Below are 23,196 nucleotides of genomic sequence, written 5' to 3'. Positions count from 1 at the left end.
GCCACGTAAAGGAACAGGCCGACGGCCGCCTTCACGACGCGGGCGCGACGGCTGGCACGGTCAGCGCCTCGTAGTGGTCGCACAGCGCCAGAAGTGAGCGGGCCAGTTTCCGCGCGTAGGGCAGCTGATCGTGCGGGCCGGGGCCGGGCCGGGCGCTGAGCTTGCGCCGAGCCTCGCCGATACATGGACGCGCGCAGTACCGGGGGATGTCGTCCTCGGGAAGCCGTGCGGCCAGCTGCTCGACCGTCAAGATGGCCAGCTCGATGTGACCGCGCAGAGTGGCGGTCAGCGTGGCCAGCTCCTCGCCGGTGGGCGGCTCCGCAGTTTCGTGGGGCAGCAGCAGGGCGATGGTCTGGCGCATCGTCGCGATGTCCACCGGTGCCCCGTCGCGGCTGGTCTTCGCCATGGCGTTCACGGGCGCACCGCCTGTCCCGACCGATGTTGAAGGCACGCGCACGGCGGGTATGCGGTGCTCATCACCGGCAGGGGCTGGTCCCCGGGCGTTACGGTGACCGTGCCACGCTCTTGGATGATCCTGCCGTAGCGGTCCACTGAGTAGACGCGCATCGTCATCCCGCTGCCCCGTGCGCTCGGCTGGGGTCGGGCGGTACCGTTCATCATGTCGACGCTCCCTCGCTGGTTTGAGCGTTGGCCACTCCCGGGGTCGTTCGCGCGGCCGCCGGGTCTTTCATGGCGTTTGCCGGGCGAGGGTGCGTCTGCGTCATCTCGCGTCGGCAGCCGCACGAGCGGATCTGCCAGACACGGGTGGCCCCAAGGACGACCGCTTCGCCCGCCAGGCGCAGGGGACGGTTCACGGCTCCGCAGTCGAAGCACGCCTCGCCGTGATGACGGACGATGCTCACCCGGCGGTCAACGACCGTGGGAGTGAGCGAGCGTACTTCCTGCATGCCCCGTGCCGATCTGTGTGCCTGCGCGTGCACACATGGTGAGGGTGAGGGGGCGTCAGAAGTACCCCAGTCAGGGGTACCTGGCGGGGAGCGCTCAGGTTGCAGAGCACCACTCGGCGAACGCGGTCAGCGTCTCGGAGTCGGCTCGCCTCAGACGCCGCAATTTCGATGCGTCCTCTCGTACCCACGGGTGGCCTCGGGTGTGCTGTGGCGCGATCTTCCTGGCAACCTTGAGAGACTCGAACGCCCCATCGGGCATGCCGGCCCACAGCTGCGCCCGCGCCAGCTCGATGTAGAAGCCGGACCGGCGTTCCGCGGGCAGGTCGGTGGGGGGCTTCCATTCGTGTGAGACGTCCAGGGCGTCGCCGACGTGGTCACCGCCGAGGCTGACCGCCACGGACACCCGGTGAACGCGGACCGAGTCAGGGCCGAAGGCGGTGCCGTGGTAGACGTCCTCCTGGACGGCCTCGGCGAGTTGCTTGGCCTCGCCGATGTGCTCGGTGGCCGCGGCCGCGTCCTTGGCTCGTCCGGCGATGACCGCGGCCCTCATATGCAGCGATCCTCGGGCCGCGCGTTCGGCGGCGGTCAGCGGCGCCGGGGCCGCGTCGATGGCCTGTTGCAGGGCTCGCAGGCCTGCGGCGTGTGCGCGTGCGGCGAAGAACGTCTCCGTACGGACGTAGGCGACGGACGCGGACAGCAGCGGGTCGCCGGCCTCCGCCGCGGCCCAGCGCATGAGTTCGACCAGGCGGGCCGACAAGTCGTGAGCCCCGAGCTTGTAGGCGGCCGCGTCAGCGGAGCGATAGGCGCTGACCAGGAGCCGGGCCAGCTCAGCGCGGTCAGCGCCCCTCGCCCCCTCGTGGGCACGGGCCAGCTCGGCGAGCAGATCCGGAAGGTCGCGGACGATGCGCGTGTACTGGGCGCTCAGGCGCCAGCGTTCCGCCGCATCCACAGCGGACCGAAGGTCAGCCATCGGGCGCACCGGGCCGTCCTCGGGGCAGTCATACGCTGCAATGGCCGCCGACAGCGCCGGAAGACCTTCCCGCGCCTGCGAGTGCGCTGGACCGCGGTCGGCGCGCAGGTGGGACGGATCGACGCCGAGCGCATCGGCGATCGCCTGGAGGGTGTCGTCAGTGACACCCCGCTCGCCGCGCTCGATCTTGCGGATCGTACCCAGTGCGACGCAGGCCGCAGTGGCCAGCTCAGCCTGAGTCATCTTGGGACGGACAACGCTCCGGTAGTAGGCGATCCGCCGGCCTACTCCCCCATCGGGTTGTGCGGGCATACTGTCTCCGTTCGGGCATCCACTCCGAACGCTACCCGTGCAGGACACAGCGCGCCCCCAAAGCGGCCCCGCCAACTCGACGGGCCGCTTGACCGTTGTCAGCGGACGATGCCGATCAGCTCCATCAGCCCACTGATCCGCCAGTCGGCCGCGGCAACCGTCTCGGGCGCGTCAGCCCACAGATTCCCCCAGGGGCCGCGCCGCAGATGCGCCGTGCGCAGCCCGGCCGACTTCGCCGGGTACACGTCGTTGGCGGGATGGTCGCCCACGTAGAGGACGCGGCCGGCCGGCGCCTCCGCGACCTCAACGACCCGCTGAAAGAATTCCGGCTGGGGCTTGGCCACGCCCCACTCCCCCGATGTGACGATAAAGTCCGCGGGCAGATCAAGACCCCGCAGAAGCTGGCCTGCGCGAGCGGTCTGATTCCCCGCGACGACGACCCGGACACCTGCCCGACGCAGAGCACTGAACGCCGGGCGGACGTCGTCGTACAGGTCATCCTCGTCCAGATGCTCGCCGCAGCCAGCCGCCTCCCGGGCACGGTACTCAGCCGCGACGTCGATGCCCGGGCGTACGAGCCTCAGCGCCTCGGCGTTGTCCCGGCCCTGGGCAACGACGGCACCGACCAGGGCAGACAGGGTATGTCGGGGTACTCCCAGCCAGTCGGCCCAGGCACCCCAGTAGCGGTCGTCACGGGTGATCGTCTCGCCGACGTCGAACACGATGGTCTCAATCACCCGGGAAGCCTACGAGTCCCACCACGCGCGATATATGGCCCACGTCATGTACGCGCTCTCCCCGCCGACGAGCCCGCCGCTACGCTGGCCAACCTGACGTTCTGTCGGACGCGGTCGAACCCATGGTCGCCCGTCCTCTCGCATCACACCACGAGGTTCCCTAGCTTCCCTTGAACTCCCTCTTCGAAGTGACTCTCACAGACGACCAACGCGCGCTCCTCAACACCATCGCCGGGCCGTGGCTTCAGACGGGCGACTGGCCGCTGTGGGCCAACGTCCAGCACCGGTTCGATCGTCGCGGCCAGGACGCCGACGCGATCTTCCACACGCTGCCGCGTGGGCAGCGAAGTTCTCTATGCCTCCGGCTACGGCTTCACCCTCCCCATGCAGGCCCCCATCGACGCGCGCAGCCGCCCACGGCTGACCGTCGCTGCGTGTCTGGTGCTGCCCGAGGTGCGCATGATCCTTGCGGGTCCGTTCATACGCACGATCCGCTACATGATCGACCTGTACCTGAGCAGGCCGATCGTCGACGACGAGGCACCCAACGTCATCCTGCGGTCCACGCAACTGACGCAGGATGTGCCGGGGTTGAGCCCGTGGTTCGTGAAGGTGCTGCCGGACCTGCTGTCCAACGAGCCGGCTATCAGCACCGGCGGCGCGCACATCGGCGGCGGGGCCTGGGAGCGAGAGGTAACTCGGCCCATCATCAAGTTCGCCGGCGTGGCGACCGTGGAGGACTTCGTTGCGAAGACCACCGACATGGTGATGGTGGTCAACAACGAGTTCGTGCAGACCCCTGTCGAGGACCCCGAGCCGACCGTCGTCGAGCCGGAGCGGGCTCCATACGTCGACCCGGTCCTGCTCGACGACATCACTGCGGCCGCGCAGGGCACCAAGTGGCGGGTGCACAAGCTGGTCGCCCTATGCGAGGAGCTGAACGACAACTACGTGTGGGGCAGGCCGTACTCGAGCGCTGCCCTGGTGCGCGCCATCCTCGACCACATCCCGCCCGTGTTCGGGAAGCTGCGGGGCTTCCAGCAGGTCGCGGCCGAGTACGCGTTCCGCGTGGCGCAGACGGACAAGGCGCACGCCCAGCGCCTGGCGGCGTTCAAGGAGGTGGCGCACGACGTGATGCACCGCCCGATCAGCGCGACCGTCCCGACCCTCAGCATGGGAGACCTGCCGGAACCCGTTCGCCTGAACGCGATGTTCCAGGAGCTGCTGGCCATCCTCCACGAGGAGTCCACGGCGGGTCCGTGACCTCGCGTACCGTGCGCGGCGCTGCCGCCCTCGCCAAAGGGTCCGCGGCCTGGGGGCCGCGGTGGCGGTGCCGCACAACGCGGTTGGAGTCGGACGATCACAGCGGTACCTCCAAACGGCGGAACTTACCCGCCTCACCCCCTGGTGGGGCTCGGCGCCAGAAGGACAGCGTCCGGGGCGCCGGCAACTTCCGTCCCGGCTCCGCCGCCGGGGTGACGGCGGCGAGGCGCGGCGGCCCCGGCCGACGCGCAACCGGGCTGAGCGCGCCCCGATCCCCGGCCGTAGCCGCGCCGCCCATCCCGCCCATCCCTTCCTCCTTCATTCCAGCCAAGGGACATGGGCAGAGCAGCCGCAACGGGGATGTCAGCGCTCCGACCACGGCAAAACCGCGTGGTGGCCTGCCGGCGAGCTCACTCGTGTTCCCTCTGCCAGCGGTGTGTGCAGGCCCGGGCGCATATGCGCCTGGGGAGACAGCGCAGTGCACCGACAGCGTCCTCGCCTATCGGGGGGTCTTGTGGGCTGATCCCTCCGTGGACCCTGGCCTGCATCGTTTCTACTTGAGCGCTTTCAGTTTTCGGCTGTCGCCTTGAGGTTGTGGAGCCAGGCGTCGAGGGACGCGTCGAGTGCCGCCTGCAGGTTTGCGGTGTCGGACTCGACGGGAGCGCCGGACCAGGACTCCTCGGTGTGGACGTGTACTCCGTCGCGTTCCTGGCGGAAGGTCCATACGTGTACGGCGGTGATGCCCTGGGCGGGGCCGCCCCAGACGATGCGGTGCCCGGGACGGGCCTGCTTCACGGTTGAGGTGATGTTCTGCAGGCCGTTGACCGACCACACGAACACGGAGCCCTTCCGCAGTGGACCGGGGGTCTGCTTGGCGGCCTCTGTGACGTCGGGCTGCCAGGTGGGCCAGGCGTCCACGTCGGTCTGGATGTTCCAGACGCGTATCAGCGGTGCCTGGATCACGATGTCGTCGCGGGTGATCACGGGGGCGTCCGGGTCGATGCCCGGCGGCTGATGGGGAGCCGCGGCCTGTCCTGACAGAGCGATCAGGAGGGCGGTGGGCACGGCTGCAGCCTTTGTGAGCAGGGTGGCGAGCATGGCGTTCTCCGTCTGTGCGCGGTGGTGGGTCCGGGGCGTTAGGTGCGGGGGCGGCGTGATTACGGGACGAGGACGACCTTGCCGCTGACCGTGCCGGACTCGGCCAGGCGCAGGGCTTCGGCGACGCGGTCGAGGCGCAGTTGGGCGGCGATGGCCGGGGTGATGTCACCTCGGTGCAGGGCGGTGAAGACTTCAGTGAGGTCGTTGCGCAGCCGGGCCCGGAAGCGGCTCCGGCTGAGGGCGCGGCCGGCCCAGACGTTGAAGAAGTACGCGTGGCGGCCGTTGGGAAGGGCGTTCCACAGCCATACCCGGCCGAGCAGCTTGAGCACGGGCCACTGCTTGGAGCCCTCGTCGTCGCGGGTTGAGGCGCTGCCGTAGGAGACGAGCGTGCCTCCGGGCGCGAGGAGTTGCCAGGAGTCGATGATGCTGCGGCCTCCGACGTGATCGAAGACGGCGTCCACTCCGCCCGGGGCGAGTTCGCGGACGCGGGCGGGAATGTTCTCGGTGCGGTAGTCGATCGGGGTCACTCCTCGCTCCCGCAGGGCGGCGTGGTGGCGTGCGGAGGCGGTGCCGATCACCTTCGCGCCCGCCGCCTGGGCGAGTTGGACCAGGACCGAGCCGACTCCGCCGTTGGCGCCGTGCACCAGGACCGTCTGCCCGGCGCGCACCCGGGCCTTGCGGTGCAGCATCTGCCAGGCCGTGATGCCGTTGATCACGACGGTCTCCGCCTGCGCCGCGCCGATCCCGTCGGGGACCGGTACCACGTCGGCGGCGTCGACGACCACGTGGCTGGCCCATCCGCCGACCTTGAGCAGCGCGGCCACCCGGGTGCCGACGAGGCCGGGAGCGACGCCGTCCCCGGTCTCCATGACGGTGCCGACCAGGTCGTAGCCGGGAACGAACGGGAAGGGCGGCTGGTCGTAGTAGCGGCCGCGGCGCATCTGCTGCTCGGCGAACGAGACCCCGGTCGCCTCCATACGGACGACGACCTGACCCGGACCGGCGGCCGGAACGGCCCCCTGCCGCACCACGAGCCCCTCCGGCTCCACCTTGCCCGGCAGCACGACCTCGACCATCTCTGCAGCGTTCATCACGGTCTCCGTCTCTTTGCTTGTTACTAGCTAGCGCGTTCGTTAGAAGTTATAACGGCACCAGTGGGTGATGGTCAAGTGCTTTCGTAATAGGGTCTAACCAAGAGCGTGTGCCGAGCAGCTCACCCGGCTCCCGTGCGGCCGGTGATCCACGAGGGAAAGGGACGACCACATGACAGTCGGCGGCAAGGAGACCCCGCGCGAGCGCTACCGCGCACAGGTCAGGGCCGAGATCAAGGAGCGCGCCTGGGAACAGATCGCCGCCGCCGGGGCACCGGGGCTGTCCCTGAACGCCATCGCCAAGCAGATGGGCATGAGCGGCCCGGCGCTCTACCGGTACTTCGCCGGCCGGGACGAACTGATCACCGAGCTGATCCGGGACGCCTACCGCAGCCTCGCGGACACCATCCGCACCGCCGCCGCGTCAAGCGCCGATCTGGCCGGCCTCGGGCACGCGCTGCGGACCTGGGCACTGGAGGACCCCCAGCGCTACTTCCTCATCTACGGCACACCGGTCCCCGGCTACCACGCACCCGACGACGTCACCGTGACCGCCTCCGAGATCATGCGAACCCTCCTCGACACCGCCCAGCCCGGCGGCAACGCCGTGGTCACCGTGGACGACGGCCACCCCGACGCCCGCCTGGAGGCCCACCTCGCCCAGCACCGGCAATGGGCGGCCGACCACCCCGCGCAGCCGGCCGCCCTGCGCCGCGCCCTGCGCTTCTGGACCCGTCTGCACGGCATCCTCTCCCTGGAACTGGCAGGCCACTTCACCGGCATGGGCCTCGACCCGGCCGAGCTGTACGACAACGAACTGCGCCACCTGAGCGAGTAGGCGCTCCCTCTAGGCGCTCCCTCTAGATGCAAGGTGTTTGTTCGGTCGCCAGTGGCCGAGCTGTCGACGGTCGCCGATGCCCAGGGGTTAGCGGGCAGCAGAACCTGCGGACGGTGCGGACGTCGGTCGGGCCCATGGGTGTACCGGACCGTGAGGGGAGGGTTGAGCCCCCAGACCCTGGTGCAGGGGCTCAGGAGCGCACATTCCCTTCTTCCCTCAGGTCACGAGCGCTCGCCCAGACGCCCGGACCCTCACACATTATTCCCGTACGAGAGCGCCATCGGATGCGCGGTGCGGGCGGACGAACAACGAGGCATAGTATCCGCGCCTGACATGCGGCCTCACTGTCGGTCGGCGTGAGCCCCAACATCTGTGATTGTTCGCGCGTCACGGCCCCGGTCCGGACGCGGCGCACCGAAGGATGCCGGCACGCCTCGAAGGTCGCCCCTCAGCACATCGCTCGTACCAACCGAGCACATTTCGCGTACCGACCGCGTACGGAAGGCGCACCCGGACACGGGGCGTCCCGCGAGGCGGCCTTCCGGGCGTGGGCGGGGCAAGCCTGCTGGCGGCCGAGCACGGCACGACCATCCGGGCCCTGGTCGAGGACCTCGCGCAGGGCACCCCGACCCGGGCCGAGTAGGCCGAGCGTGCCGAACTGGCCCGCGCCGAGCTCGCCTCCGCCCTGGGCAGCGCGCCGAGCCCGGAGACCGCACGTCCCGAACCTGGACCGCCTCGTCTGTGAGCTGACCGCCTGCTTTGTTCGGCGGCCGTGCCGTACGACGCCTTACTGCCTACCTGGTTTCGAGTTCTCCAGGTTGGGGTGGCCGAGGGCTCGGTGGCCGGGAGAACATCACCGAGGCGCGGGCGACTTCCGTCCCGGCTCCGCTGCCGGGCTGACGGCGGCGTGGCGCGGCGGCCCCGGCTGACGCGCAACCGGCTGAGCGCACCCCGATCCCCGGCCGCGGCCGCGCCGCCCATCCCGCCCGTCCCTTCCTCCTTCACTCCAGCCAAGGGACATGGGCAGAGCAGCCGCAACGGGGATCGGGGTGCGCTCCGACCACGGCAAAACCGCGTGGTGACCTGTACGGACACGGGGACGGTCCTGCGGGCCGCGTAACACCTAGCGCAACCCTTGGCGCAACATCCAGCGCAACAAATAGGCGCAACCCTTGCCGCAACCTCGTGCTCCTGGTCGACCGGGGCGATCGGTCACGCGGCCCGGACGGCTCCGTGGGCGCGAGCGAGGTGGCGCAGCTCGGACCGTGCCGCCGGCACCGAGGGGACGGTCTCCCAGTAGGGGTGCCACCACAGCCGTACGGACAGGAGTAGCAGGCGGCGGCGCAGGGCGGTGGTGTCGCGGGGGCCGGGTGCGGCGAGTACTTGGTAGGTGGCGTTCCAGGCGGCTTGTGTCTGCACCAGGTCGTCGGGGAAGTCGGTCACATCCATACCGGCATTAGATCGCTTGTTCGAATTGTGTGTCACATCGGACACGTCCGACATGGACGGTGCCGCCGAAGTCGTCGTCCTCGAACCCGGACAGCAACGCCGACCAAGGTGCAATGACAATTTCTGACCCAGCCGCCCCGCCCCCGAACCACTCCGTGGCCGCCTTCACGGCTGCGAGCAGCCCTCACCCTCCTCGGAGCGGGGCTGCTCGCAGCCATGATGGCGGCGCAGACGACGTCGCATGGGCGGGGCAACGCACGGTGAGTGGTGCCAGAGACCCCAAGTCGGGTCTGCGCCGGTGGACCGTCCGGCTCAGCCCGTCAGCGACAGAACCAGTGCGGCGCTGGGAGCGCAGCGGAGCCGGCCCTCGCGTACGGCGGCGACGGCTTCGGGCAGAGAGACGCGGAGGATCCCGAGGTCCGCCTCGGACGGCTCCGCAGCGGTAGGACCGGGTGTCGGCTGGTCGACGCGCCACAGGTGGACTCGGCAGTCGGTGAGGCCCGGCAGGGGGTGGAGGAAGCCGTGCCCGATCCAGCTGCCGCCGTGGTATCCCGTCTCCTCGGCCAGCTCACGCCGCGCCGCGGTCAACGCGCCGTCGTCGTCTGGGTCGACGGACCCGCCGGGCAGCTGCCACAGGGTACCGGCGAGGTAGTGGTACTGCTCGACCAGGAGGAGCTGCCCGTCGACGAGAGCCGCCACCCGCACCTGGTCGGGTGCCTGGACCCAGTCGTAGCTGCCGCGCCGTCCGTCGGGACCGGTGATCTCGTCACGGTGTACCTGAAAACGGGGCGTGCGGTACGGCGTCGTGCCGCCGTACCGGGTCCACGGTCCTCGCTGCTCCACAAGAAGCACCGTACCGGCCCGAGCAGCGGGCCCGGTAAGGAACGGGCCCCCGTTTGTCAGCTGCCCACGGGTCCACGGGGCAGCGTCCCGGTACGGGGGCGGTGACCCAGGGGTGCGTCGATCATCGCTTCAGCGTCCCGGACGCCGGCGAGTCGCGCGAACGCCAGCAGGTAGTCGCGGGCGTTGTCCTGGAGCAGCCGCAGTTCGGCGCGGCAGTCCGCGGCGAGGGGCCACTCCCTCTCGGGGCGCCCCGGTGACGCCTCTTCGAAGGCCCGCAAGCGCGGGTGCCACCGGGACAGAAACGGACGCAATTCGAGGTTGAGGAAGTTCACGGCCAGGCACTCCACGGTCATCCCGACGCTCACGTGAGTGGAGGGACGACTGACCTTCAGTGTTTCCCGGGTGGTCGCGAAGAGACCGTACAGGGACGTCAGGGCCTCCCGCAGCAGGCCGTCCTCGTCGTCGAGTCGCTGCACCGACACGCGCGTCACCGCCTCGACGAACAACTGCCAGGCGACCTGTCGGGAGTCGTTGTTCACCACGAAGGTGAGTTCACTGAGCTGCGGCACGGTCACCTTTACCTCCGCGAGGCGGGCGGAGCGCCGGTAGGCGTCGAGGCCGACGGCGACCAGGGCGCCTGCCAGAGCGCCGGTGATCGCGAAGAGGAGAACGCCACTGGTGTGACCGACGGCGTGGACGCCGAGCCCGACCACCGCCCCCGCGACCACGGACACGCCGATGCGTGCCATACGTCCGGCTTGCCTGCCGAGTCGACTCATGTGCGTCCCCCCGCGTTCCTGCGCTCCCGTCCCACCGGCCACGGCCCGGACCTGACCCTGTGTCGGACTGACCCGTGACGGACCTTACCCACAGCCGGGCGGGGCCAACTGCCCTTGTCCGTGGGTTCGTCTGCGGCGAGGGAACCGACGGCGGTCACTGCTGTCGCCGCGTACGGCCAGCTCCGCCTGGGGTGCGCGCCCTTGCACCGGTCGCCTCCGCGCACAGCCGCGTGGCGACGGCTGGCAGGTGGGCGGGCTTCGTCCAAGTCCCCCCTGGCAGCATGTCCGCTCGGTAGAGTCGCAGGTGTTCAATCCGGATGGTCGGTCCTATTCGGACACGGGGGAATGCCATGCCTTCCAGCACATCCTTGGGTTTACGTCGACGCTGCTTGCGGCGCCCGCTCCGCTCAACTGTGATTCGGACCGCGCTGCTGGTCTCGGTGCTAGCGGGGATGTTCTCCGGCGGATGCACCAAAACGAGCGGGCCGCCCCGGGCGACGCACCCCTCGGCCCCGTCTTCGGCCCGGGCGACAACTCCGGCCTCCTCTTCGGCCCGGGTGACGCCGTCGGCCTCGTTTCCGCCCGCCCCTCCGGCTGCCGCACGGTGTGACGGTGCGGTGCTCGATCACCGGGACATCCGTCATCCCGAGTTGGGGGCGGTCCGCGTATTCCTGGTCAGGCGGTCCGTCTCCCACGACCCCACGGGGTGCGTCGCGGCCGTCACTGGGAGCGGGCGCGCACTGGCCTCCATCGACGTGGACATCTACGAGAACGACCTGCACTTCGCTGACCCCGCGACCGATGCCACTGGGAACACCTTCATTACCTACAACCCTGGCCGCTATGACGGGGTGCTGGTGCTCGTGCCCGACACGGACGGGTTCGAGGACATTGGCTGGAGCGACACGGAGGAGCACTACTCGGGCGGCCGGTTCGCCTACTACCACGCACGGCTCGCCGGCCCCGGCGAGGACGGTCGCTACACGATCATCCGGTCCGCGAACTGGTGCGTGCCCAGCTGCGCCCAGGGGACCACCACGCAGGTGACGCTGAGCTGGAACGGCCGCGAGTACCTGTCGGTCGGATAGTGCTGAGGGGTTTGTCGGTGTGGGTGGTCGGGCTCGGTACAGCGTTCGCGCGGCTGCGGTCCTGCCTGGCCCGCCGTGGGCGGGTCAGAGCCGAGATCGGTTACGGCGTCTTCCTCTCCTACAGTGGTGACCGCGACCGGCAGTGGCTGCCGCGCCTGCAACGCGTGATCGAGAAGCAGTCCCGCCCCTGGTATAAGCCGCCGCGCATTAGGGTCTTCCTCGACTACAGCGGTGTGTCGATCGGGCCGCAGCTGTGGGGCAAGATCGAGGCCGGTCTTTCCCGCTCGGACTGGCTCGTGGTCCTTGCGTCACCGGAGGCCAGAGCCTCGGTGTGGGTGGACCGGGAAATCGAGTGGTGGCTGGAGCATAGGTCGGTCGATACCATCCTGCTCGTCGTCACCGCGGGGCAGTTGGTGTGGGACGAACGGCGGGGTGACTGGGACCCGGGGCTGTCGACTGCGCTGCCCGCCCGCTTGGCGGGACGATTCGAGCAGCAACCGGTCTGGAAGTCCGTGGGTCGCCGCCAGCTCGGCAATGACGCCGGTTCCCTGCCCGACATCGACGGTGTCGCGTTCGGCATCGCGTCAGTTGTTCGCGGCCTGTCCGAGGATGAGCTCAGGTCGGAAGGTCTCCGCGACACCAGACGCAACCTGCGGACGGCCAGGATCGTCGCGGCTGTGCTGGGCTTGCTGCTCCTGGTCGCGAGCACGGTGTCGGTGATCGCGGTTGTCGAACGTGCCGAGGCCAGGCGCCAGCGTGACCATGCCGTCGCGCAACAACTGATCACCCAGAGTTCACTACTCGCTACCCGGGACCCGTTCGCCGCCCGGCTGAAGGCGTTGGCGGCGTGGCGTATCGACCCCTCCCCGGAAACCCGTCTCGCGGTCCTTGAGGCCACCGTCAACCCGGACTCCGGCCTCCTCCCCCACGCCTGGCCGGTGGGCTCGCTGGCGTTCAGTCCCGACGGCAGAATGGTTGCCTCCGGCGGGGGCGACGGCGTGGTGCGGTTCTGGGACACGGCGACGCAGCAGAGGGCGGGGAATGCGCTCGTCGGGCACCACCAGGGCGTCACGTCCATGGCGTTCGGGCCGGCTGGCAGGACACTGGCCAGTTCGAGCTCCGACGGCACCGTGCGGCTCTGGGACGTCGCCAGCCGCAGGCAGATCGGCGCCCCGTTCAACGCCCATGCCGGGATGGTCAACGCGGTGGCCTACAGCCCAGACGGCAAAACCCTCGTTACCGCCGACGACAGCGTGCGGGTGTGGAACGTGGCAACCCACCGCCAGATCGGCGGGCCGCTCGGCGGTCACGCCTCCCGTGCTGCCACGGTCGCCTTCAGCCCCGACGGCAGGACCTTCGCCACGGCCGGCAGCGGCGTGCAGCTCTGGGACACCGGTACCCGCACACCGATCGGCAGAACCCTTGGGGGAGACGACGCTTACGTCACGTCGGTCGCCTTCAGCCCCGACGGCAGGACCCTCGCCTCCGCCGGCACCCACGGCGGCGTGCGCCTCTGGGACACCCGCACCCGCAGCCCGATCAGGAAGCCGCTGGGCTCCCTCGCCACGTGGACCGAGTCGGTGGCCTTCAGCCCCGACGGCACAGTACTCGCCGCCGGGTACCAAGACGGCAGCGTACGGCTCTGGGACGTCGTACGGCACACCCAGACGGGGGCGCCGTTCACCAGCCACACCGGTGGCGTCCGGACTGTTGCCTTCAGCCCGGACGGGGCCGTCCTGGCCAGTTCGAGTGACGACACCACCGTCCGTCTCCGGAACGTCCGCACGCAGCGGCAGATCGGCGCACCGCTCGGAATCGGGGCCCAGCAGGCGACAGCACTCAGCCGGAACGGCCGAACCCTGGCCGTCGTGGGCCTCCATTCCGTGCGCTTCTGGAACGTCGCCACGCGTCTTCCAACCGGCGCTCCCCTGCTCCACGGTGAAGAGGGGTTGGGCTACGCCCTGTCGTTCAGTCCCGACAACGCCGTGCTCGCCATCGCCTCCCACGGCCTGCGGCTGTGGAACGTGGCGGCCCGCCTCCCGGTCGGCAAGCCACTGCTCGCCACGCACGACATCACGAACGACGTCACCGCGGTCGCGTTCAGCCCGGACGGCAGGACCCTCGCCAGTGCCCGCCCTAGCGCCGTGCAGCTGTGGGACCTGGCGACACATCGTCAAACTGGCAAAGCACTCGACGTCAGCGCCACGAGCGTCGCGTTCAGCCCCGACGGCCGCACCCTGGCTACCAACACGGAGAACGACACCGTGGCGCTCTGGGACGTCGCCACGCACCACCGTGTCGGCGAGAGCCCGGCCCGTCACACCGCGCAGATCACCGCCGTAGCGTTCAGCCCCGACGGCCGGACGTTCGCGACCGCGAGCCGCGACAACACTGCCCGACTGTGGGACGCGGCCACACGCGAGCAGATCGGGGATGCTCTGACCGGCCACCGCAGCGGCGTCACGTCCGTGGCCTTCAGCCCCGACGGGACAACCCTGGCCACCGGCAGCATGGACCACACGGTCAGGCTCTGGGACGTTGCCACCGGGCGCGAGATCGGCGAGCCCCTCGACGGACACAGCGCCGATGTCACCGGTGTGGCCTTCGGTTCCGGTGGCAGGACGGTGGTCAGCTGGGGCATGGACGGTACGGCACGGGTATGGAACGTCGAGGCGACGGTGGACCCTGTGCGGTCATTGTGCAGATGGGCCAGGGGCGCCTTCACCGCCGACCGGTGGCGTGACTACGTACCGCCGGGCCCCGCCCCGCGCGAACTCTGCCCTGCGCCCTGACTGGGCGTGCGCGGGGAAGGTCCGATGCCCCCTACTGCCTCGGCCCACCACCGCCGTAGGCGCACCATGCGATCAACAACGGCACCGCTCCCACATCCTGTTTCGGGCAGCGGTGCCGTTGTCTGTGGGCGGGTGCGCCCTCGATTCAGTTGTTCACCGTTGTGCGGGTTCCTGGATGTGCTGAGGTACGGCAGACCTGGCTGGGGCGTTCTGGTCGGGGTCGGGAGGAAGGTCTTGGTCTGCGCTGCGCGCGGGGAGGGTGTCGGACGCTGCGCGAACCCGACTCCGACATCCCCCTGCCCGGACCGGACTTCGCCGACCGGATCACCGAGCTGCTCGAAGCAGCCGCGCCGGGATCGAGTGCTCAGCTCATGCGGGTCAGCTGGTCGTCAGGCCGGTGTCGTCCACCACGAAGCTGGTCCGCAAAGAGGAGTCCGCCATGCCGTTGAACTTCACGGTGACCGTCTGGCCCGCCAGCGCGGACAGGTCGAAATGAGGCGCACCAAGATCATTACTGGGGTACGCAAGGCGTGCCAGGGACGGCCTGTCACGCGCCGTACCAGATCCCGGAGACGGCCCGGCACTGTTCGTCCCTGACGACGTCCTGGCCGTCGCGAGCAAGGGCGACCTCGCGGGTGTCGCAGGTGCCGTACTGAGTGACCCAGTGCGGGAACTTCGAGCGCGAGTACCCGCTCATCGGGTGCGGAGCTGCGACGGTGAGGTCGTCCAGTTCCTCGTGGACGACCTCGGCCGGCGGCGGCTCGGGCAGGTCCCGCCGCACCGCGGACGCGGTGGCCGGATGGTGAGCGGCCGTCGGCGGCGCGGCGGTGGCAGGGGACGCCGCCACCGGCGTGGCCAGGGACAGGGACAGCACGGCGGTGGCGGTCAGACACCACCATGAGCGAGAAGTGATCACAAGCCGAACGCCTGCCAGCATCACCTGCCGACCGTGCGGGACCGCCGACGGAGCCAGCCGCAGCCACGGCCCGGCTGCTGGTCGACCTCCGGCTCCGGCGGCGCGGCGGCCTGAAGGCGGGCGGCTTCGGTGGCGGCTTCCTCGCGGCGATGTCATTGGGCGTGGCAGGTGCCGCTCACGGACCCGTCGCCGGCCTTCCAGGCCGTCCTCTGCGCGGTGGTCTCCTCCGAGCGCTGATCAGCGAACTTCTGCCCGCACCACTTGCACACCGGCCGCCGTGCCTCGGGGGCCGGAGCGCAGTGTGCCCGGCCGGGCGACATGCGCGGTCAACGGCACTTTGCAACCGGCCGCCGACAGGTCAGGCCAGGGCGGCCTTGAGCACGCCGATGGCCGTCTTCGGGTTGGCGAGGGCGTGATAGATGCCGGGGATCTCGTGGTCGAGGCCGAGCAGCCCGTAGACGGCGTGCATGGCGCCGCGGACGGAGTACTCGACGGTGAAGACGACGTCCTCCGGGATCTCCGTGAACTGGCCGAGGAAGGCGAAGTTCGCGGCGCCGCGCGGGATGACCAGCGGACGGTCGTGGACCGTGCGTGGGGCGAACTGGCTGGTGATGTACGGCATCATCACCGGAATCACAATAGTCGTCGCCGCGACCTGCTCCTCGATGTCCCACAGGCCGAGGTGGTTGAGCAGTTCGGTGAGGATCTCCCGGCCGGTGGCCTCGGCCATCGTCTTGCAGATGAAGTCGCCCTCGTTGTCAACGAAGAGGCCGTAGCCCCACAGGGTGTAGACGTCCTCGGGCTGTCCCTCGAAGTGCGGCGCGTGCGGTACGACGATGGACATCAGCCAGTTGGAGTCCTTGAAGGTCATCAGCGCGCCGGTGCCGGGGAGATTGCCGGACAGTTCCTCGATGCGGTGCAGGAGCAGGGGGCTTCGCATGGTGAGGGTGAAGGACTCCCACTTGGCCTCGTCCACGTTGCCGTAGAAGGCGGCCGGGCGGCCGAAGTCGTCAGCCTTGGCGGCGATGGTCTCCCACAGCTGCCAGCCGCCGTCACGCCTGTGGCGGATCAGCTCGGGAGCGGTGTCGTCACTGCCGCATGCGGCGTCGGCGGTCATCGAGCCGAGAGTGAGGAACGCGTAGTCGGTGTCGCCGAGGTCGTACGCATCCGGCTGTCCGGCTCGGTCGAGGTGGAGGCGTCGCACCCGTCGAGTGCCGTCCTCCTCCGTGGTGAGGTCAACGTCGGTGACCCGGACGCCGTGCTCGAAGCGCACGCCGCGCTCCTCCAGCCAGGTCTGCAGCGGGCGGATGATCGAGTCGTACTGGTTGAGCCGGGTGCGGCGCACGCCCGCCAGGGTGTGCATGCGTGGGAACTCCTGCATGAAGCGCAGGAAGTAGCGTCTGAGCTCGATGGCGCTGTGCCAGTTCTGGAAGGCGAACGTGGTGCGCCACATCGCCCAGAAGTTGGTCTCGAAGAAGTGCGGGGAGAAGAAGTCCTCGATTCGGCGGGCTCCGATCACCGCCTCCGGGAGTACGAGCAGGCGGGTCAGCTCCAGGCGGTCGCGGGTGTCGAGGCCGTAGTCGGAGGCGTCAAGGATCTCGGCGCCCTTGCCGATCAGGCGGGCCTTGGCGTCGGTGAGCCACTTGGCGCTGAACTCGCGGGTCTCCTCGCGCACCGACACAGTCTCGTCGGTGAGGGTCGGGATGGTCTCCAGGAGGTTCCACAGGCACGTGTAGGCCTCGTCCTCCAGCATGCGGCCGCCACGGGTGACGTATCCGCTGGGCCCGCCGCGGCCGTCCATGGAGCCGCCGGCGACCGGAAGTTCCTCGAGGATGTGGATGTTCGCGCCGGGGAATCCGCCGTCGCGGATCAGGAAGGCGGCCGCCGCCAGCGAGGCGATGCCGCCGCCGACGAGGTAGGCCTGGGACTGCTGCGGAGCGTCGGTCACGACGTCCCTCCGTTCTGCCGCCCGCTGTCACGGACGGCCGACTCTGGTCGAGAGCCGTGCCGCGACCCCGACTCTGAGCGGCAGCGGTGTTCGCACGGCGCAGCGCCGACGGAGTGCGGCCGGCGCCTGTAACCGTCAGTGAACTCGTGAGGAAACGGTGCAGGCAGGGGCCGGACGTCCCTCTTCACACGCCGACCGACCCGGGGGCTCGGCCGGGACCCCGCGCTTTGCAGCGGTATCTGCGGTGAAGGCCACATGCCGAGGTCGCCCTCGGCCAGGCCACCGTGGTGGGCTTGTGCTACCGCCTGGCCGACGGCAGCGCGCAGCTCGTCGACCTCTCGCGGCCTCGATGCGACGGCCCCCGCCGCGTCGTGAACGCCCGGCCGTGGTTGTTCGGCGTGATCTGTGCAGGAAGGCCCCATCGGGCTCACATCTTGATCATCCGCAGAGGGACGTCTCTCGATGGTTCACGGAGCCGATCGCCCCTCCAGCGCCCTCGCCCGCTGACCTGGCACGAGCCGCAGTCTGCCAATCGTGCCGGGGCTGGGAGGCTTTCCGGCCCAGCCAAGGACAAGCCCGCCCACACTGGCTAAGATCACCCGTCCGAAGGGGACTGCCGGACCGGACGGGCACCGCGCTCCGGAGACGTCCGGTCCGGCAGGCCCTGCGCCGCCCTTTGCACCGCGCCATGGCCGGCTCAGCACTGCGGCCATCGCCCACCACGCCGAGTCTTCCGGAGCGCGAAGGGCGCACGGCAGGCTCATCGGACGGCATCAACGCTGGTGGGAACAGCAGCTCGGCTCCCTCGAAGGAGGCTGCTCTGTGCAGGGCGGCCCGTACGTTCTCCGGGATGTCCTTCGCGTCGAAGGGGTGCCGACTGGTGTGCCGCTCGCGGATCACGGGGTGCAGGCGCGCAAGGTCGTCCTCGTCCGTCGTGGGGTGACGTGCCTCGCACAGCTGGCGGCCGGAGGCAGCAATGTCGCATTCGTCCGAGGAGCGATACGACCCCCTGAGCGGAGACAATCCTCAGACCGCGGATCAGGCGAGGGATGTTGCACGCGGCCTTCTGTGCGTTCTTGCGCCCTCTGGGGGATGAAGCGGACGCGGTGCTGCCGGTGGTGACCGAGCTGATCAGCAACGCGGTCGGCCATGCCGGTGGCGTGACCGGTTTCGGGCTCAGGGCCGGCCCGGGGACAGTGACGGTCACAGTGCACGACGCCAGCCGTCAGCCCCCACGGTTACAGCTCGCAGGTCCGAGAGAGCCGGGCGGATTCGGCTGGCTTCTGGTTCAGGGGCCTCGCGGTCGATGTCCAGGTGAGCGTCGGTCCCACCGGCAAAGTGGTTTCGGCGGTCTTGCCGTTGTCGTACTGAGCCCGGACTCGGGCTCGGCGCCCCGGCCAGGCTCTCTCCAGCGGCTGGCCGACACGCGTGGTGACCTCGCACTACTGTGCTCGTCATCGACCGAGACCCCTTGTGTCCAAGCGGTGGTGTCGGGGCGCTCGGCCGTAGACGACCGCGAGGGCGAGAAACAGCCCGACGACTGCGGAGGGCGCGGCGGCAACCGCCCACCAGTCCACGCCCCGGCCGCGCTGTGCGACCGCCCCGAGGACAGCCGCGGCCACCGCAACGGCCAGCCCGACACCGATGAGCGCAGCGACGATGTTCCGGGCACCCCCCGTGCCCAGTGGTTGCCGAAAATGGCCAAGCGCCGCCCACTCGCGTGCGGTCTCGCGCATCTCGCGGCGGCGCTGTACGGCCGCGCGTGCCCGAAGACACACGGTGAGGGTGGTACCGGCCACCGCCACCCCGGAAGGTGTCCACCACTCTTCGCAGACGAGCAGCAGTATCGCCATGACCCCGGTCGTGGCCCAGCCGCTGAGGCAGGCCGCCGCGGCTCTGCGCCGGGCTGGCGGCCGGTCGGCTCACGCGCGCAGATCGGCGATGGCCGGCAGGTACCAGACGCTTCCCGCCACTGTCACAGTGGCGGCTCCCAGGGTGAAGACGGTGTGGGGCATGGTCTACCTCGCCGATTCTTCGAGGGCGGCGATCTCCGGGTGGTGCAGGTCGAACGCCGGGGACTCGCTGCGGATCCGGGGCAGGGCGAGGAAGTTGTGCCGGGGCGGCGGGCAGGAGGTCGCCCACTCCAGCGAGCGGCCGTAGCCCCACGGGTCGTCGACGCCGACCGGCTTGCCGTACCTGGCCGTCTTCCAGACGTTGTAGAGGAAGGGCAGGACCGACAGGCCGAGCAGGAACGACCCGATCGTGGAGACGGTGTTGAGGGCGGTGAAGCCGTCGGCGGCCAGGTAGTCGGCGTAGCGGCGGGGCATGCCCTCGGCGCCCAGCCAGTGCTGGACCAGGAACGTGGTGTGGAAGCCGGCCGTGAGCGTCCAGAAGGTGATCTTCCCCAGGCGTTCGTCGAGCATCTTGCCGGTGAACTTGGGCCACCAGAAGTGGAATCCGGCGAACATCGCGTACACGACCGTACCGAAGACCGTGTAGTGGAAGTGCGCGACGACGAAGTACGAGTCGGAGAGGTGGAAGTCCATCGGCGGGGAGGCCAGGATCACACCGGTCAGACCGCCGAAGAGGAAAGTGACCAGGAAGCCGACGGTCCACAGCATCGGTGTCTCGAAGGACAGCGAGCCCTTCCACATGGTGCCGATCCAGTTGAAGAACTTCACCCCTGTCGGCACCGCGATCAGGAACGTCATGAACGAGAAGAACGGCAGCAGCACGCCACCGGTGACGTACATGTGGTGGGCCCACACCGTCACCGACAGGCCCGCGATTGAGATCGTCGCCCCGATCAGCCCCATGTAGCCGAACATGGGCTTGCGGGCGAAGACCGGGATGACCTCGGAGACTATGCCGAAGAACGGCAGGGCCAGGATGTAGACCTCCGGATGGCCGAAGAACCAGAACAGGTGCTGCCAGAGCAGGGCTCCGCCGTTGGCCGCGTCGAAGACGTGGGCACCGAACTTGCGGTCCATCTCCAGCGCGAACAGCGCCGCGGCCAGCACGGGGAACACGATCAGGACCAGCAGAGCGGTCAGCAGCACGTTCCAGGTGAAGATCGGCATCCGGAACATGGTCATGCCCGGCGCCCTCATGCAGATGATCGTGGTGATGAAGTTGACCGCGCCGAGGATCGAGCCGAAGCCGGACAGTGCCACGCCCATGATCCACAGATCGGCGCCCAGACCCGGTGAGTGGACGGCGTCCGACAGCGGGGCGTACAGGAACCAGCCGAAGTCGGCGGCGCCCCCCGGAGTGAGGAAGCCGAAGGCCGCGATCGACGAGCCGAACAGGAACAGCCAGTAGGCGAGCATGTTCAGCCGCGGGAACGCGACGTCGGGCGCGCCGATCTGCAACGGCATGATCCAGTTGGCGAACCCGGTGAATAGCGGCATCGCGAACATCAGCAGCATGATCGAGCCGTGCATGGTGAACGCCTGGTTGAACTGCTCCTGCGAGAGGATCTGCAGGCCGGGCCTGGCCAGTTCCGCGCGCATCAGCAGGGCCATCACACCGCCGACGATGAAGAAGGCGAACGCGGTGACCAGGTACATCGTCCCGATCTTCTTGTGGTCGGTGGTCGTCAGCCACTCCGTCCACGGCGGCCGTACCCGTCTGGTTGTCCCTGCGGGGACGGTGACCCCGGCACCCGGCCGCGCGGTCCCCACCTTGTGTATCTGTGCCTGGTCCACCGGACGGTGTCCTCCCCTTCTGCCATGTCGACGACGAGCCGGGAAGTGCCGTGGTGCGGGTATGGACCTGGGCCCTTCCCGGCCGCCGCCTCATGATCGTCGGAGGGGTACCGGGGCCGGACAGGGCCGAACAGCCCCGGGCCGGCTGTCGCATGGGGTCCAACGGCCCTTCTTCTGGCTGCGCGCCAGGAGCAGACGTGGATCAGGATGTCTCGGGGCGGACGAGTACGTTGCTGCCGGAACGGCCGGTGAAGTAGTCCTCGATGTTGGCCACGGTGGTCTGGGCGATCTGCCCGACGGCGTCCCGGGTGAAGTAGGCCTGGTGCGAAGTGATCAGGACGTTGCTGAAGGTCATCAGCCGTGCGAGGCGTTCATCGGCCATAACCTCCAGCGACTTGTCCAGGAAGAACACGCCTGCCTCCTCCTCGTATACGTCGAGGCCGACCCCGCTCAGCCGCCCAACGCGCAGCGTCTCCAACAGGGCGTCGGTGTCCACCAGGCCGCCGCGACTGGAGTTCACCAGGATCGCGTCGTCCTTCATCAGGCCCAGGGCCTCCGCATCGACGAGGTAATGAGTCTCGGGCAGCAGCGGCATGTGCAGGCTGACCAGGTCCGCCTCGGCGAACAACCTCTCGCGCGGCACGTACTCCATGCCGAGGGCGAGGCAGTCGGAGTTCTCGGCGACGTCCCAGCCCAGCAAGCGCATCCCGAACCCGTGAGCGATACGGGCGAACGCGGCGCCAATCTTTCCAGTGCCCACCACGCCGACCGTGCGGCCGCGAAGGTCGCGACCCATCAGCCCATCGAGCCGGAAGTCGAAATCCCGGGTGCGGTGCGCAGCACGGACAATCCGGCGGTTCACGGCCAGGGCCAGGGTCCAGGCGAACTCGGCGACCGAATAGGGGGAGTAGTACGAGACCCGGGCAACCGTGAGCGCCAGTTCCCTGGCTGCGGTCAGGTCGATGTTGTTGTGGCCGGTGGAACGCTGGGCGATCAGTCGGGTGCCGCCCCTGGCCAGCGAGCGCAGAACGTCGGCGTCCAGGGTGTCGTTAACACTGCTGAGCACGACCTCATGGCCGGCGGCGGTCGGGACGGTGTCCCGGTCCAGGAACAGTCCCAGACACCGCAGCTCATGCCGGCCGGCGAACACCCCGTCAAATGCTTCCCTCAGCAGCGGCTCCTCGTCCGCGAGGACGCCATACGCGACGATCTCCACCAGCTCTCCTTCCATCGCAGCAAGCGATCACCTCCCCACCATAGGCAGCGGGCGCCGAGGTGAAGAGAGCCGATGGACTCGGGAGACTGGCCCCATCGTCCCCCCAGGTGCCAGGCCAGAGGAGGGCCTGACGGCCGAGGGGCCGCTCCCCGGCGTAAAGTTGACAAGTTCGTCAATTCACTAGTTGCCGTGTCATTCACTTCACTGGTCGCCGTGTCACGCAGCCATCGGGAGGGAGGCCCGAATGGGCGAGTCCGCGTTCACTGAGGCGCTGCTGGAGCAGGTGCGCCAGGCTCGAGCGGATCCTGCAGAAGCTTTGCAAGGGGAGGGCGGCGCCTTCGCTGTCGCCGTAGCCCAGGACAAGCTGGACGACGCGGTGCGTGTGGCACAGCAGCACGGGGTCGCCGTCACTGCCATCGAGGCGGAAGGAGAGTGATCCAGGTGCGGGTTCCCTTGTACGAGGCGAAGGCGGAGTTCTTCCGCATGCTCGGGCACCCTGTGCGCATCCGGGTATTGAGCTGCTGCAGGACGGACCCAAGCCAGTGCGCGATCTCTTGGCGGAGATCGAGGTCGAGCCGTCGAGCCTGTCGCAGCAGCCGGCCGTGCCGCGCCGTGCGGGGATCGTGACCGCGACGCGTACCGGATCGACGGTCGTCTACGAGCTGGCGGGCGGCGACGTGGCGGAGCTCCTCGCTGCCGCGCGGCAGATCCTGGCCGTTCTCCTGGCCGGGCGGCAGGACCTGCTGGACGAACTGCGCGAGGCGGAGACAGCGCAGTGAGCAGCGGGAATGGATTCCGACTGCCGTGGCGAATGGGCGGACCCACGCAGCCATAGAGCATGTTCCGACACCGGTACGGCGTCACCTCGCCTCGGTGACGACGGGGCCGGAGGCCGTACGACGAGCCCGGGAAGCAGTGGCCCGACACCTGCCCGCGGTCGGCGTAGCGGCGAACTCGGCGTTCGCCGGCGCCGTGCTGCTGGTGGTCAGCGAGCTGGTCACGAACGTGCTGAGGCACGCCCCTCGCTCGACGGCCATCGACGCGGGGATAGCGATCGTGGCCGGACAGCGGGTGGTCAGCGTCGCGGACGCCGAGCCGGCACTGCCGGATCTCAGCGACGAAGGCATGGCGCGGGGCTGCGCATGGTGGCCGAACTCGCCGCCGACTACGACGGCGACATGGAGACCGAACCCGCAGTCGACCATGACGGCAAGGCCGTCCTCGTACGGTTCGGCCTGCCG

19 protein-coding genes and 2 pseudogenes are annotated in these 23,196 nt (G+C 69.4%); 7 read left to right on the top strand and 14 right to left on the bottom strand.

Going from position 1 to position 23,196, the window contains the following annotated elements; all coding sequences use genetic code 11:
- Window positions 1-31: 31 nt before the first annotated feature.
- From ABZV94_RS02185 to ABZV94_RS02175, 3 genes are all read right to left on the bottom strand, one after another.
- Window positions 32-406 carry a DUF6415 family natural product biosynthesis protein gene (locus ABZV94_RS02185; protein ID WP_356336234.1) on the bottom strand — a complete coding sequence of 125 codons (375 nt, stop codon included), beginning with the start codon at window positions 404-406 and terminating at the stop codon, window positions 32-34.
- A gap of 596 nt (window positions 407-1,002) precedes the next feature.
- Window positions 1,003-2,190: a helix-turn-helix transcriptional regulator gene (locus ABZV94_RS02180; RefSeq protein ID WP_356336232.1), complete on the bottom strand. Its 1,188-nt coding sequence runs from the start codon at window positions 2,188-2,190 to the stop codon at window positions 1,003-1,005.
- A gap of 98 nt (window positions 2,191-2,288) precedes the next feature.
- A complete protein-coding gene (locus ABZV94_RS02175; protein ID WP_356336230.1) occupies window positions 2,289-2,927 on the bottom strand; it encodes an HAD family hydrolase in 639 nt (212 codons plus the stop codon).
- Window positions 2,928-3,263: 336 nt separating this feature from the next.
- Here ABZV94_RS02175 and ABZV94_RS02170 point away from each other — a divergent pair, with 336 nt between their 5' ends.
- On the top strand, window positions 3,264-4,190 hold the full coding sequence (locus ABZV94_RS02170; protein ID WP_356336228.1) for a hypothetical protein: 927 nt from the start codon (window positions 3,264-3,266) through the stop codon (window positions 4,188-4,190).
- Between the two features lie 567 nt (window positions 4,191-4,757).
- Here the strand turns inward: ABZV94_RS02170 and ABZV94_RS02165 are convergent.
- Both ABZV94_RS02165 and ABZV94_RS02160 read right to left on the bottom strand, forming a co-directional pair.
- Entirely contained in the window at window positions 4,758-5,288 is a 531-nt protein-coding gene (locus ABZV94_RS02165; RefSeq protein WP_356336226.1) for an SRPBCC family protein, read from the bottom strand.
- A 59-nt stretch (window positions 5,289-5,347) separates the two neighbouring features.
- Entirely contained in the window at window positions 5,348-6,379 is a 1,032-nt protein-coding gene (locus ABZV94_RS02160) for a medium chain dehydrogenase/reductase family protein (RefSeq protein WP_356336224.1), read from the bottom strand.
- A 172-nt stretch (window positions 6,380-6,551) separates the two neighbouring features.
- On the opposite strand from ABZV94_RS02160, the gene ABZV94_RS02155 reads away from it, so the two are divergent.
- Window positions 6,552-7,217, top strand: coding sequence for a TetR/AcrR family transcriptional regulator (locus ABZV94_RS02155; protein WP_356336222.1), 666 nt, complete (start codon window positions 6,552-6,554; stop codon window positions 7,215-7,217).
- A 1,212-nt stretch (window positions 7,218-8,429) separates the two neighbouring features.
- On the opposite strand, the gene ABZV94_RS02150 is transcribed toward ABZV94_RS02155, so the two are convergent.
- The 3 genes from ABZV94_RS02150 to ABZV94_RS02140 form a co-directional block, all read right to left on the bottom strand.
- Window positions 8,430-8,666, bottom strand: coding sequence for a hypothetical protein (locus ABZV94_RS02150; RefSeq protein ID WP_356336220.1), 237 nt, complete (start codon window positions 8,664-8,666; stop codon window positions 8,430-8,432).
- A 312-nt stretch (window positions 8,667-8,978) separates the two neighbouring features.
- Window positions 8,979-9,509 (bottom strand): NUDIX hydrolase, encoded by a 531-nt coding sequence (locus ABZV94_RS02145; protein WP_356336218.1) that lies wholly within the window; start codon window positions 9,507-9,509, stop codon window positions 8,979-8,981.
- A gap of 56 nt (window positions 9,510-9,565) precedes the next feature.
- A complete protein-coding gene (locus ABZV94_RS02140; protein WP_356336216.1) occupies window positions 9,566-10,258 on the bottom strand; it encodes a hypothetical protein in 693 nt (230 codons plus the stop codon).
- 496 nt (window positions 10,259-10,754) lie between these two features.
- On the opposite strand from ABZV94_RS02140, the gene ABZV94_RS02135 reads away from it, so the two are divergent.
- The 3 genes from ABZV94_RS02135 to ABZV94_RS02125 are packed head-to-tail and all read left to right on the top strand — an operon-like array spanning window position 10,755 to window position 14,168.
- On the top strand, window positions 10,755-10,898 hold the full coding sequence (locus tag ABZV94_RS02135) for a hypothetical protein (RefSeq protein WP_356336214.1): 144 nt from the start codon (window positions 10,755-10,757) through the stop codon (window positions 10,896-10,898).
- Window positions 10,899-10,905: 7 nt separating this feature from the next.
- Window positions 10,906-11,376 (top strand): hypothetical protein, encoded by a 471-nt coding sequence (locus ABZV94_RS02130; protein ID WP_356336212.1) that lies wholly within the window; start codon window positions 10,906-10,908, stop codon window positions 11,374-11,376.
- Window positions 11,377-11,393: 17 nt separating this feature from the next.
- Complete coding sequence (locus ABZV94_RS02125; RefSeq protein ID WP_356336210.1) at window positions 11,394-14,168, top strand: TIR domain-containing protein; 2,775 nt, start codon at window positions 11,394-11,396, stop codon at window positions 14,166-14,168.
- Window positions 14,169-14,715: 547 nt separating this feature from the next.
- On the opposite strand, the gene ABZV94_RS02120 is transcribed toward ABZV94_RS02125, so the two are convergent.
- From ABZV94_RS02120 to ABZV94_RS02095, 6 genes and pseudogenes are all read right to left on the bottom strand, one after another.
- Window positions 14,716-15,084, bottom strand: a complete 369-nt coding sequence (locus tag ABZV94_RS02120; RefSeq protein ID WP_356336209.1) for a hypothetical protein — start codon at window positions 15,082-15,084, stop codon at window positions 14,716-14,718.
- Between the two features lie 358 nt (window positions 15,085-15,442).
- Window positions 15,443-17,032 carry an oleate hydratase gene (locus ABZV94_RS02115; protein ID WP_356336208.1) on the bottom strand — a complete coding sequence of 530 codons (1,590 nt, stop codon included), beginning with the start codon at window positions 17,030-17,032 and terminating at the stop codon, window positions 15,443-15,445.
- Between the two features lie 783 nt (window positions 17,033-17,815).
- A pseudogene (locus ABZV94_RS02110) lies at window positions 17,816-18,010 on the bottom strand (nitroreductase); the annotation flags it as partial.
- Window positions 18,011-18,486: 476 nt separating this feature from the next.
- The gene (locus tag ABZV94_RS02105; protein WP_356336206.1) at window positions 18,487-18,885 is read right to left on the bottom strand and encodes a hypothetical protein; all 399 of its coding nucleotides are present in this window, start codon (window positions 18,883-18,885) and stop codon (window positions 18,487-18,489) included.
- Window positions 18,886-19,050: 165 nt separating this feature from the next.
- Window positions 19,051-20,715: a cytochrome c oxidase subunit I gene (gene ctaD / locus ABZV94_RS02100; protein WP_356336256.1), complete on the bottom strand. Its 1,665-nt coding sequence runs from the start codon at window positions 20,713-20,715 to the stop codon at window positions 19,051-19,053.
- A 226-nt stretch (window positions 20,716-20,941) separates the two neighbouring features.
- Complete coding sequence (locus ABZV94_RS02095) at window positions 20,942-21,955, bottom strand: 2-hydroxyacid dehydrogenase (RefSeq protein ID WP_356336204.1); 1,014 nt, start codon at window positions 21,953-21,955, stop codon at window positions 20,942-20,944.
- A gap of 244 nt (window positions 21,956-22,199) precedes the next feature.
- On the opposite strand from ABZV94_RS02095, the gene ABZV94_RS02090 reads away from it, so the two are divergent.
- Both ABZV94_RS02090 and ABZV94_RS02085 read left to right on the top strand, forming a co-directional pair.
- Complete coding sequence (locus tag ABZV94_RS02090; RefSeq protein ID WP_356336202.1) at window positions 22,200-22,391, top strand: hypothetical protein; 192 nt, start codon at window positions 22,200-22,202, stop codon at window positions 22,389-22,391.
- Between the two features lie 5 nt (window positions 22,392-22,396).
- Window positions 22,397-22,734: pseudogene (locus tag ABZV94_RS02085) on the top strand (metalloregulator ArsR/SmtB family transcription factor).
- Window positions 22,735-23,196 lie beyond the last annotated feature (462 nt).

Source organism: Streptomyces sp. NPDC004658 (genome assembly GCF_040609555.1).
Lineage (GTDB): Bacteria > Actinomycetota > Actinomycetes > Streptomycetales > Streptomycetaceae > Streptomyces.
This window is presented reverse-complemented; position numbering and strand designations above follow the sequence as displayed.